This is a genomic window from Streptomyces sp. NPDC002911, from assembly GCF_053591835.1.
On record NZ_JBSFUO010000015.1, the window covers coordinates 1 to 11,858 of the forward strand.

10 protein-coding genes are annotated in these 11,858 nt (G+C 69.5%); 2 read left to right on the top strand and 8 right to left on the bottom strand.

From position 1 onward, the window contains the following. Positions 1 to 171 precede the first annotated feature (171 nt). Positions 172 to 375, top strand: coding sequence for an acyl-CoA carboxylase subunit epsilon (locus ACWD04_RS22340; RefSeq protein WP_451134520.1), 204 nt, complete (start codon positions 172 to 174; stop codon positions 373 to 375). A gap of 101 nt (positions 376 to 476) precedes the next feature. On the opposite strand, the gene ACWD04_RS22345 is transcribed toward ACWD04_RS22340, so the two are convergent. From ACWD04_RS22345 to ACWD04_RS22380, 8 genes are all read right to left on the bottom strand, one after another. Further along, the gene (locus ACWD04_RS22345; RefSeq protein WP_356332557.1) at positions 477 to 1,058 is read right to left on the bottom strand and encodes a GTP-binding protein; all 582 of its coding nucleotides are present in this window, start codon (positions 1,056 to 1,058) and stop codon (positions 477 to 479) included. Further along, positions 1,039 to 1,800 (bottom strand): DUF742 domain-containing protein, encoded by a 762-nt coding sequence (locus ACWD04_RS22350; protein ID WP_451134523.1) that lies wholly within the window; start codon positions 1,798 to 1,800, stop codon positions 1,039 to 1,041. The genes ACWD04_RS22345 and ACWD04_RS22350 overlap by 20 nt, the downstream gene beginning before the upstream one ends. Before the next feature lie 89 nt (positions 1,801 to 1,889). Then, positions 1,890 to 2,303, bottom strand: coding sequence for a roadblock/LC7 domain-containing protein (locus tag ACWD04_RS22355; protein ID WP_030125847.1), 414 nt, complete (start codon positions 2,301 to 2,303; stop codon positions 1,890 to 1,892). Positions 2,304 to 2,313: 10 nt separating this feature from the next. After that, positions 2,314 to 5,526: a nitrate- and nitrite sensing domain-containing protein gene (locus ACWD04_RS22360; RefSeq protein WP_451134525.1), complete on the bottom strand. Its 3,213-nt coding sequence runs from the start codon at positions 5,524 to 5,526 to the stop codon at positions 2,314 to 2,316. Positions 5,527 to 5,875: 349 nt separating this feature from the next. Then, positions 5,876 to 6,463 (bottom strand): GTP-binding protein, encoded by a 588-nt coding sequence (locus tag ACWD04_RS22365; protein ID WP_351276111.1) that lies wholly within the window; start codon positions 6,461 to 6,463, stop codon positions 5,876 to 5,878. Next, a complete protein-coding gene (locus tag ACWD04_RS22370) occupies positions 6,444 to 6,851 on the bottom strand; it encodes a DUF742 domain-containing protein (protein ID WP_451134527.1) in 408 nt (135 codons plus the stop codon). Before ACWD04_RS22370 ends, ACWD04_RS22365 begins: the two co-directional genes overlap by 20 nt. A gap of 134 nt (positions 6,852 to 6,985) precedes the next feature. Continuing rightward, complete coding sequence (locus ACWD04_RS22375) at positions 6,986 to 7,399, bottom strand: roadblock/LC7 domain-containing protein (RefSeq protein WP_006127850.1); 414 nt, start codon at positions 7,397 to 7,399, stop codon at positions 6,986 to 6,988. Positions 7,400 to 7,408: 9 nt separating this feature from the next. Then, the gene (locus tag ACWD04_RS22380; protein ID WP_451134529.1) at positions 7,409 to 11,059 is read right to left on the bottom strand and encodes a nitrate- and nitrite sensing domain-containing protein; all 3,651 of its coding nucleotides are present in this window, start codon (positions 11,057 to 11,059) and stop codon (positions 7,409 to 7,411) included. Positions 11,060 to 11,669: 610 nt separating this feature from the next. Here ACWD04_RS22380 and ACWD04_RS22385 point away from each other — a divergent pair. Then, positions 11,670 to 11,852 (top strand): hypothetical protein, encoded by a 183-nt coding sequence (locus ACWD04_RS22385; RefSeq protein ID WP_451134531.1) that lies wholly within the window; start codon positions 11,670 to 11,672, stop codon positions 11,850 to 11,852. Positions 11,853 to 11,858: the final 6 nt, after the last annotated feature.

An 11,858-nucleotide genomic window follows, 5' to 3' on the forward strand; every position in this document is an offset into this window, starting at 1 on the left:
CGAGACGCGCGAGGTACTGATCGCCTCGCTCGCGATGCTCCGCAACAAGCACGCCGACCTGCCGTCCCGCAAGCACGGCAACCCCCCGCAGTAGCCGCGGCCGCAACGGCGGCCCCGCCCCCGGCCCCCGCCCACGTGCCGCGACCATCTGCCCAGAAGACGGAGACATCCATGAACGCCACTCCCGCCGATTCGGTGCTGCGTGTCGAGAAGGGCCAGGCCGGCCCCGAGGAGCTGGCCGCGATCACCGCGGTCCTGCTCGCCCGGGCGGCCGCCCGGCCCGACGCGCCCGCTCGCAGGGGCCGCAGCACGGCCGGCTGGCGCCGGCTGGAGCGAACCCCCGGCTTCCGCGCCCCGCACAGCTGGCAGGGCTGAGAACGGCCGCTGAGGGCGTTCAGGGGCCCACCCGGGCCCCGCACGGCGAAGGCCCCGTACTCCTCCGAGGAGTACGGGGCCTTCGCCGTGCGGCGGCGGGGTCAGCGCAGGCGGGCCATCAGGGCGTGCTCGACCAGGGTGATCAGCGCGCTCTTGGCGTCCGCACGGTGCCGGGCGTCCGTCGTGAGGATCGGGGTGTCCGGCCCGATCTGGAGTGCTTCGCGTACTTCGTCGGGTGTGTAGGCCTGGTGTCCGTCGAAGCCGTTGAGGGCGATGACGAAGGGGAGGCCGCTGTTCTCGAAGTAGTCGACTGCGGGGAAGCAGTCGGCGAGGCGGCGGGTGTCGACGAGGACGACGGCGCCGATGGCGCCGCGGACCAGGTCGTCCCACATGAACCAGAAGCGGTCCTGTCCGGGGGTGCCGAACAGGTAGAGGATCAGGTCCTGGTCCAGGGTGATGCGTCCGAAGTCCATGGCCACCGTGGTGGTGGTCTTGTCCCCGGTGTGGGTCAGGTCGTCGATGCCCGCGGATGCGGACGTCATCACGGCTTCGGTGCGCAGCGGATTGATCTCCGAAACGGCACCGACAAACGTGGTCTTACCCACGCCGAAGCCCCCTGCCACCACGATTTTCGCCGAGGTAGTGGAGCGGGCCGCTCCGCCGCTAGAGCTTGCGAAGTCCACTGAGCACCCTTTCGAGCAGTGTCACATCTGGTTGGCCGCCGACGGTCTCGTCGCCGCCGGGCTGATGGATAGCGACGAGTCCGGCCTCGGCCAGGTCGGCGACGAGGATTCGGGCAACGCCGAGTGGGATCGAGAGAAGGGCCGAAATCTCGGCCACCGACTTGATCTCGATGCAGAGCCGGCAGATCCGCTGGTGCTCGGGCAACTGCCCTTGCAGCCGGGACGGATCCGCCGTGGTGCTGACCAGCGCCTCGATGGCGAGCTGGTACCGCGGCCGGGTCCGGCCGCCGGTCATGGCGTACGGACGGACCAGCGGGTTGTGCGCCTCGGGCTTCGCGGGCGCCGGGGCCTGCCGCTGGACGGGCTGGATGCGCGACGGCGGAGCCTTGTACCGCTGCTGGTCCTGCGGCTGGTAGTACGGCGGCTGCTGGTCCTGCGGCGGCTGGTAGTACGGCGGCTGCTGGTCCTGCGGCGGCTGGTAGTACGGCGGCTGCTGGTCCTGCGGCTGCTGGTGATGCGGCTGCTGGTAGTGCGGCTGTTGCTGCGGCCACCCGGACTCGGGTTGCCGGGGCCAGTCGTCCTCCTGCGAGCCTCGCTCGGACCGCTGGTATGGCTGGTACGGCTGATAAGGCTCTTGCGCGCCCTGGCCGCCGGGCGTGGAGAGGTCGTCGAAACGGTTGTCGCCCTGCTCCCCCGGAAGCTGACCGCCCTGGTACGGGTGTCCGCCTGTAGGTGCTGCCACGTTTCCTCCTCCGACTGCCGGTCGCCATCCCAGTGGTGCCACGCCACCGCACCTTATGGCGCGGTGACGAGAAACGCACTGTCTGTCTATTAGTTAAGAAGACTTCCCTGGAGTTCGGCACGGAGATCCGGGGTAAGAACACTTCCTGCACGGTCTACGAGAAGTGCCATTTCGTACCCAACCAGACCGATATCGGCGTCTGGGTGGGCGAGGACGGCGAGTGAAGATCCGTCAGAGATGGACATGAGGAAGAGGAATCCTCGCTCCATCTCCACAACGGTCTGATTTACGGCGCCGCCCTCGAAGATCCGGGAGGCACCCGCGGTGAGCGACGTCAGACCTGAGGCGACAGCCGCCAGCTGATCGGCGCGGTCCCGTGGGAAACCCTCGGACATCGCCAGCAGGAGTCCGTCGGCGGAGACCACCACCGTGTGCGACACCCCAGGGGTGTTGTCCACGAAGTTGGTGATCAACCAGTTCAGATTCTGCGCCGCCTGGCTCATCGGGCTCACACTAACGCTCCTGGTTGTAGGTATTACTCGTGTCCGTACCCGCGGTACGTCCCCGCAGGACACCACGGCGCAGGTTGCTCAACCTGCCCCGTATGTCCTCGGGGGCGCGGGAGACCTGTGGGCCGCCCTGCTGGGTCTGCTCCGCCGTGCCCTCGATCAGATTGGCCTTGGGTACACGCCGGGGGAGACCGGAGGGGGTGATTCCGCCCGCCTTCGGATCCCGCAGCTTCTCGGCCCGCTCCCAGCGCTCGTCGTTCGCCGAGCGCCAGCCGTCGGGGCCTTCCCTGTCGGCCTGCGCCGTCTGCGACGGGTCCTGCTGAGGCCGTTGCTGCTGCGCCGGCGCGGCAGGCTGATCGTTTCCGCGGCCGGTGGGCTGCCAGTGCTGCTGGCCCGCGCCGCGGCGCGGGAGACCCGCCTCGGTCAGGTCGTGACCGGGATTCGGAGTGGGCCCCGGACGGTCGAAGCCTACGTGTTCCTGCGTCGCGGCGGGAGCGCCCGGAACGGATCCGGCTCCGGGCTGTGCCAGGGGCTCGAAGGCCCCCTGGTAACCGCCCTGATCCGCCCATTCGTCCTGCTGGGAGTTGCCGTTCCGCGGGGCGAACTGGTCGGCGTACTGTTCCTGCAGACCGTCCGGAGCGGCGTACGCGGAGTCCGCATAGCCGTTGTTCTGCTGCGGACCCTGGTAGCCGTCGCCGTTGGCGTACGGGTCGTAGCCGCCCTCGTAGCCGGGCTGCGCGTACTCCTGCTGTCCCGGGGCGTACTGCTCGGGGGCGGGGGCGTGCTGCTCCTGGCCGTGCTGTCCCTGCGTGAACTGCTGCGGGGGGTAGCCCTGCGGCTGCCCGGCCCCGTCGTCCTGGAACGGCGGGGACTCGCCACCCGTCTGCGCCTCCAGCGCCGCCCGGCGCTCCTCGCGCATGAGCGAGCGGTTGACCGGGCTCAGCTGCGGGGAGTCCGCGACCGAGGTCTCGTAACGCGAGTCGTCGAAGCCGAGCTCCGCCGCCGTACGCACCCCGAGCTGCTGAGGCATCGGGTCGAACGCCTGCTGCTGCTCGGGCATGATCGAGGAGACGGTGAAGTCGTCCTGCGGCACACCCTCGCCCCCGCCACCATGGGTGATGGCGGCCGGCAGCATGACCAGCGACGTGGTCCCCGCCTGCTCGCCCGAGGGGCGCAGCTGGACCCGGATCTCGTGCCGGTCGGCCAGTCGGCCGACCACGAACAGGCCCATCCGCTGGGACACCGCGGCGTCCACCGTCGGCGGGTTGGCCAGCTTGTGGTTGATGTCCGCGAAGTTTTCGGCGGTGAGGCCGATGCCCTTGTCGTGGATCTCGACCATGACGCGTCCGTCGGGCAGCCGGGTCGCGGTGACCCGGACCTTGGTCTGCGGCGAGGAGAAGCTGGTGGCGTTCTCCAGCAGCTCGGCCAGCAGGTGCACGAGGTCGGTCACGGCCCGGCCGTGGATCTCGCTCTCCGGTACGCCGGTGAGCTCGATGCGCTCGTAGGACTCCACCTCGGAGGAGGCGGCCCGCAGCACGTCGACCAGCGGCACCGGCTGGTTCCAGCGGCGGCCGGGCTCCTCGCCCGCGAGGACGAGGAGGTTCTCGCCGTTCCGGCGCATACGGGTGGCCAGGTGGTCCAGCTTGAAGAGGGTCTCCAGCTGGTCCGGGTCGGCCTCGTTGTTCTCCAGATCGGTGATGAGGGTCAGCTGTCCCTCGATGAGCGACTGGTTGCGGCGCGACAGGTTGGTGAAGATCGCGTTGACGTTGCCGCGGAGCATGGCCTGCTCGGCAGCGAGCCGGACGGCCTCGCGGTGCACCTGGTCGAAGGCGCGGGCGACCTCGCCGATCTCGTCCTGGCTGTTGATCGGGATCGGCCGCACCCGGGTGTTCACCCGGCCCGGCTCGGTCCGCGACAGCTGGTCGACCAGCATCGGCAGCCCCTGCTCGGCGATGCCGAAGGCGGCCGTACGCAGCCGGCGCATCGAGCGGCTCATCTGGCGGGCCATGAGCCCGGCGATGATGAAGGCGGCCAGCAGCGAGATGATCACGATGGCGGCGTTGACGACGGCGTCGGTCCGGGCGTCCGCCGAGATCTCCGCCGCTTCGGTCACGGCCCTGTCCACCAGCTCGTTCTCGACCGTGGTGTAGCCGTCGAACTTCGCGGTGGCGGCGGCCATCCAGGTCTCGGGCGTGATGCCCTTGGCCTTCAGCTCGTCCGGCTGCTTGCCCTGTCCTATCTGCTGGGCCATGCCGTCGAAGACCGAACCGTCGACGCTCGGAGGCGCCACGAAGGGTTTGCCCGCGGCCTTGGCCTGCGCCTCGGCGGCCTTCAGCTGCTCGGCTCCCTCGGCGGCCTTGCCGGCCATGACTTCCCTGAGCCGGGCCGCGTCGGCCTCCGTACCGCCGGAGACGAACTCCCCGAGGGCGATCTGCTCGAGGTAGTTGTACGAGCTGAAAGCCGTGACCTGGCCGTTGAAGTTGCGCGCCTCCTGGCTCGGCCGCACCAGCAGGTGCATGCCTATAGAGCGCTGAAGCGATTCAGCAGCCTTGGCAAGCTCGATCGCGTACACCGTCCGGCCGTAGCTGGTGATGTTGCCGGTACCCAGGCCGAGCTCGTTGGAGAACTCCATCAACGAGTGCTGGACCTTGGTGTAGCCCTCTTCCGTCTTCACCGGGTCCATCGCCTCGGCGTAGGCGGTCTTGCGCAGCTCGGGGAGCAGGGGCTCCTCCACCTTGAACAGCTTCAGGCGGCGGTGGAGACCCTCCTTGTCCGGCATGTTCTGCACGGCGGCGTCGAACTTCGACGCGGCGCCGTCCGTGGTGGCGCGCACCTTCTCCACCTCGGCGGCGGTGCGCTTGTTGGACAGCAGGGGCTGAGCGGTGAGGTCACGCTCGTTCAGCAGCGCCTGTCCGTACGCCGCGGCCGCGCGGACGACCAGAGCGGTCTTCTCGGCCTCCTGGGCCTCGTTCCAGGTGTCGACCGACCCCTTCACCTGGAAGCCGCCCATGACCAGACCGACCAGGGCCGGGATCAGGAGGATCGCGTTCAGCCGGGTGGGCACCCGCCAGTTGCGCGGTGACAGCCGGCTGGTGCTGCCACCGGCCGGTTCCGCCTCGGACGACGTGTCTGCGGGCGGAGGCACCGCAGCGCGCGGCGGCGGCGTGAAGTTGCCCCGCTCCGAATGCGCCGCGGAGCCCTCGTTGCTTCGCCTCACTCGACCAACAACCTCTCGGCGTCGGCACCTACGTTGTGCCGGATTATCGTTCAGGGGCCGTACCACTGGCTAGTTCGAGGCATTGCAGCATGCGGACCGGGCGCGTTCCAAACAGTCGGAATGCGCGCTTCGGACCGGGGCAGGCGCCCGGCAAAACGGTCATAAAGAGCGAGCCCCGCCAAAAGGCGAGGCTCATGTGAGCGCAGCGGTACCGGCCGTGCGCGTCGGGTGTCGGTAAGGACCCAGATCTCTGTCGAAATGTTATGAACACGGGGGCGGATCGTGTCAAAGGACACAGGCCGCCCCCGCGCGCCTACAACAACTTCCGTAGATCACTACCGACTTGCGGCTACTTCAGCCGGGCCATCAGGGCGTGCTCGACCAGGGTGATCAGACCGCTCTTGGCGTCCGCGCGGTGCCGGGCGTCCGTCGTGATGATCGGGGCGTCGGGGCCGATCTGGAGTGCTTCGCGTACTTCGTCGGGTGTGTAGGGCTGGTGTCCGTCGAAGCCGTTGAGGGCGATGACGAAGGGGAGGCCGCTGTTCTCGAAGTAGTCGACTGCGGGGAAGCAGTCGGCGAGGCGGCGGGTGTCGACGAGGACGACGGCGCCGATGGCGCCGCGGACCAGGTCGTCCCACATGAACCAGAAGCGGTCCTGTCCGGGGGTGCCGAACAGGTAGAGGATCAGGTCCTGGTCCAGGGTGATGCGTCCGAAGTCCATGGCCACCGTGGTGGTGGTCTTGTCCCCGGTGTGGGTCAGGTCGTCGATGCCCGCGGATGCGGACGTCATCACGGCTTCGGTGCGCAGCGGATTGATCTCCGAAACGGCACCGACGAACGTGGTCTTACCCACGCCGAAGCCCCCTGCCACCACGATCTTCGCCGAGGTGGTGGCACGGGCCGTACCCGTACCGCCGCTAGAGCTTGCGAAGTCCACTGAGCACCCTTTCGAGCAGTGTCACATCCGGCGCGCCGCCGGCCTCTCCGTTGCCCGGCTGGTGGATGGCCACCATGCCGGCTTCCGCCAGGTCCGCCACGAGGATCCGCGCCACACCCAGAGGCATGGACAGCAGGGCCGACACCTCGGCCACTGACTTGACCTCGCGGCACAGGTGGCAGATCCGCTGGTGCTCGGGGAGCAGGGTCCCAAGGTGGGCAGGGTCCGCTGTGGTGCTGACCAGTGCCTCTATCGCGAGCTGATAGCGCGGCCGGGTCCGGCCGCCGGTCATGGCGTACGGACGGACCAGCGGCTGGTCACCTTCACTGTCGTACGACGCATGGTGCAGTGAGCCGTACGGATCAGGTGACGCGGGTGGCGGGGTCATAAATCCTCCGGGCGTGACAGCAGGGTGTCGGCTTGCCGTCTGAAGGTGGCCGGTGGGGAGCTGTGTCGGCCGGACGGGTGAGGGTTTTGAGTAGTACCTGGGGGGATCGTGTCAGGTGGCTGCCGCGTGGCCGTCTAGTGGAGCAGACTTCCTTGTAGTTCGGCACGGAGGTCAGGGGTGAGGACGGTCCCCGCACGGTCGACGAGGAGTGCCATCTCGTACCCGACCAGACCGATGTCCGCGTCGGGGTGGGCGAGGACGGCGAGTGAAGATCCGTCAGAGATGGACATGAGGAAGAGGAATCCCCGTTCCATCTCCACGACCGTCTGGCTCACGGCGCCGCCTTCGAAGATCCGGGAGGCACCCGCGGTCAGCGACGTCAGACCGGAGGCGACTGCCGCCAGCTGATCGGCGCGGTCGCGCGGGAAACCTTCGGACATCGCCAGCAGCAGGCCATCCGCGGAGACCACCACCGTGTGGGACACCCCTGGGGTGTTGTCCACGAAGTTGGTGATCAGCCAGTTCAGATTCTGCGCGGCCTGACTCATGGGGCTCAACTAACGCTCCTGCTGGTGAGTGGGGCCGAGTGGGAAACTGCCGGTAGACGAGCCGGTGTTGGCCTGTCGTCCCTGCTGGATGCCCCGGCGGAGATTGGTCAGACGGCCGCGTACGTCATCCGGCGCACGCGAAACCTGGGGTCCGGACTGATGATTCTGCTGCTGAGCAGTGCCCGGCACCAAATTGGCACGTGGGACACGGCGGGGCAGTCCGGAAGTGGTGATCCCGCCGGCGGCGGGCTTCTTGACCCGCTCCGCCTGCCGTACGAGTTCGTCGTTGGGTGAAGCGCGCCATGAACTGGTCGCGCCGGTGTCAGCCGCACCACGCCGTGGCATGGCCGGAGGCGGGGTGCCGTCGAAGGGCTGGGAGTCGGCCGGTTCCTGCGGCTCGGCAGCGGGCGGCTGCTGGCCGCCCTGCTGCACGCCGTGGAACCAGTTCGTCTCCAGCGTGTCGAACAGCGGCGTGCGCCCGTCACCGGGACCGGCCGGCGGCAGCGCCTCGGGCTGCTGCGGCAGCGCCGAGCGGCGCGGCGGCTCACCCGCGAAGAGGTCCGGCGGACGCGGTGCGCCGAATTCGGTGGTGTCGGGGTGGCGCGGTGCGGGCGCCTGCGGGCGCTGGGCGCCGAAGCCCTGGTCCTGCGGCATCGGGGCGTTGAAGTCGGGGCGGGCGAACTGTGCGGTGCTCGCCGGGCCCGGGGCATGCGGGACCTGAGGCGCCTGCGGTGCCTGCGGTGAGAAGTCCGGGCGGGCGAACTCCGCGGTGGCACCGGGGCCCTGACGGTCGTCCATCGGCGGGCTGAACGGCTGGTTCGGGCCGGAGGTCCCCGGCCGGGCGAACCGGCCGTTGTCGTGCTCCTCGTGCTCACGCGGAAGGTCCGGTTGCGTACGCCGGGGCGCACCCTGCTCCTCGACGCCCCAGCTCGTGTTCTGCGGGCGCTGCGGCTGCGGGTTGCCGCCGGGCAGCTCGGCACGGGGGCCGCCGGAGGGCGGCAGCTGGCGGCCGGGGCCGCCGGGCTGCTGCGGGCCGCCCTGGTTGCCCTGGGCCTGCTGCGGCTGTGAAGCACGGGGCGTGGGCTGGCCGGAGTGGCCGAAGAGGTTGGGCCGCCCCGAGTCCGTACCCGCCGAGGGGTCCTGCGGGGGGCGTGCCCCCGGACGGGCACCACCGGCGAAGGCACCGGCGAGGCCGCCGCCGTGACGCGGGCCATCGGGCCGGCCGGGCAGACCCGGACCCTGCCGGCTGTTGCCCGGCTGGCCGGGGCCCTGCTGGTTCCCCTGCTGCGGCTGGCGCGGTCCGCCGTCGCGCGAGGGCAGCGCGGCTCGGGGAGCCGAGCCCGCGCCGACCTGCCCGCGCGGCGCCGACGCACCCTGCCCCGTGTCGGGAGCCGACGCGGAACCGGCGAGTCCGGGACGCTGGCCGCCCGCGGCGGGAGCGCCACCGCCGAGGAGCCCGCCCGGGGCGCCGCCCTGCTGGCCCGGCTTCGGCGGCTGCTTGCCGCCGTGCGCGACCTCCATGGGCAGCATGACCAGTGCGGTCGTACCGCCGGAGTCGGAGGGCCGCAGCTGGATGCGGATGCCGTGACGCAAGGACAGCCGGCCGACCACGAACAGACCCATGCGACGGGACACCGAGACGTCCACGGTGGGCGGTGAGGCGAGCCGCTCGTTGATCGCGGCCAGGTCCTCGGGGGAGAGGCCGATACCGGTGTCGTGGATCTCTACGAGCACACGGCCGTCGGGCAGCGCGTGCCCGGTGACCCGGACCTTGGTCTGCGGTGAGGAGAACGACGTGGCGTTCTCCAGCAGCTCTGCGAGGAGGTGCACGAGGTCGTTGACGACGCGGCCGGCGACCTCGGTGGCGGGCACGGCGGACAGCTCGATGCGCTCGTACTGCTCCACCTCGGAGGCGGCGGCACGGAGCACGTCGACCAGAGGCACGGGCCGGGTCCAGCGGCGGCCGGGCTCCTCGCCCGCGAGGACGAGGAGGTTCTCGCCGTTCCGGCGCATACGGGTCGCGAGGTGGTCGAGCTTGAAGAGTGAGGACAGCTGGTCGGGGTCGGCCTCGCGGGACTCCAGCTCGGAGATGAGCGAGAGCTGGCGCTGGATGAGCCCCTGACTGCGGCGCGAGAGGTTGGTGAACATCGCGTTGACGTTGCCTCGCAGCAGCGCCTGCTCGGCGGCCAGACGGACGGCCTCGCGGTGCACGTCGTCGAAGGCCGCGGCCACCTGGCCGATCTCGTCCCGGGAGTGCACACCGACCGACTCGACGGAGGTGTCGACGTCCTGCGGGTCCGTCTCGGAGAGCTGCCTGACGAGCTCGGGCAGCCGGTCCTGGGCGACCCGGGTGGCGGTCTCCTGCAGCCGTCGCAGCGAGCGGATCATGGACCGTGCCACGACGAAGGCGCCGACCAGCGACACACCGAGGACGATGAGGATGACCGCACCGTTGAGGATCGCGTCGCGCCGCGACTCGTCACGGAGTTCGCGGGCCTTGCTCTCCATCTCGCCGAGGAGGGTTTCCTCGATGGTCTTCATCGCGTTGATCTTGTTGGAGCTCTGGTCGTACCAGTCCATGTACGTGCGGGTCTTGCCGCCGCTGCTGCCCTCCATGCCCAGCGGGCTGTCGAGCACCTTCTTCGCGTACATGTCGGCGGCGGTGATCTCGGGATTCCCGTTGTCCAGCGGTGCCAGCAGCTCGGCGGAGTTCTTGCCGGTGGACTCGTAGGTCGTCTCGAAGGTCTTGAGGGTCGTGTTCCCCTTGTTGAGCGCGTTGCGGCCGAACGCCTGGTCGTTGTCGCCCAGCTGCGTCTTCGTGCTGTCGCCGCCCGGCAGTGCCGCTGCGATGATGGCGCGCTCGACGGAGGCGTACTCCTTCGAGGACGAGAAGGCGGCGAGCGCACGCGTCCGCTTGATCATCTCCGGGTTGCTGGTGGCCTGCGCCATGTCCTGCGAAAGGCTCAGCAGCGAGGTGATCAGCTGGCTGTACTGGTCGACCGTGTTGAGACTCGGGCTGTCGCCGGCGTACGCGTCCTTACGGATGCTGGTGATGTTGCCCAGCTGGTTGCCGATCTGGCTGACGCTCGCGTGGATGCTGTCCAGCGCCGCGTCACCGGGGGAGTTGCCGATCTCGTCGGTGGCCTCGAAGAAGGCGTCCTTGGCGCGGTCGGTGCGCTCACGGGGCTGGGTGACCTTGTAGTCGGTGGCCTTCACGCCGTTCGACAGCGGGCCGGCCGACCTGTCGCGCTCCTCCTGGAGGGCGTTGGCGAGCGCGGTCGCCTTCTTGGTCATCTTGGTGAGCAGCTGCATGTGCTCCAGCTGGTCGATGTCGTTCATCGACTCGTTGATCCGCAGCCCGCCCAGGGTGGTCGCCGCGACCACGGGGAGAGCGAGCAGGGAGACCAGACGCGTGCTGATGCGCCAGTTACGCAGGGCCACGCGTGAGCCGGCGGTGGTGGGGACGGTCGGCTTGAGAGGGCTTGCGGCCTCCGCACTGCCGGAGCTCGTCGCGCCGGAGTGCTGTGCGCGGTCGCCGCCGTCACCGGCCGCACCGGGATTCTGGGCGTGCTGGGCCGAGGAACCGCGGTCGTTCCCACCGCGCGGTTCCTGGTCCGCCGGGGTTTCCCCTCGGCCCTGGCGGGGCTGGGGTGACCCCATGCCATCCCTCTTGAAACGTCCCTGCACTAGCGTCGCAACCTCTGGACCAGGCGTCCCTCCGCGCAGTCGCACGGCGTGACGGTGTCGGCGTCGTGGGGCGCTGGACGCGCCCCATGGTGGTCGTGAGTGACCGGCGTACTTCCCCCTCCCGCCGCCACTCGGCGCTGCGTTGCGCCCCTGCGCGTTGGGCCTGAAACCCGCGGCGGTGCGTGGAATTCCAGCACAGTGAAGGATCTCCAACAAGGCCCGCGTACCGGGCTGTGACCTGGATGACACGGTGTGATGGACGCGTAACAAGGCGTGGAGCGTGTTCGTGGTCAAACCGGGTGATAACGGGTTGGCTCCCGAGGGGTGCCGGGTGTCCCAGACGCCATGATCGGGAGCGGAATGACAGATTCAGTGACGTATTGTCTGATTTGCATACCGTGATCAACTGTCCATAATGCTCGATTTGTCGGCAACTTCGTGAGCAAACTCACATCATGATCGCTGCCTCATCTCGGCCGCGGTGGGGAATCGGATGTTTAGCCTGGCGCTTTACAGGGATAGCGAATCCGACAACCGGCGCACCTCCGGGCAGCGCCCCCAGCGGCAAAGGTCCATACGGCAGATGAAGACGACGATGACGTTCCGCAACATTGCCAACCCCCGGCGCACGACGCTCGTGGACCTCCAGGACGCCCAGGCGCTGCAGACGCCGGAGCTGCGGGAGCACACCGTCGACCTGCCCACGCAGACGGCCAACCCGCGCCGCACCATCCTCATGGAAGCCCCGGTCGCGGCGTCGAAGTAGCGGCCG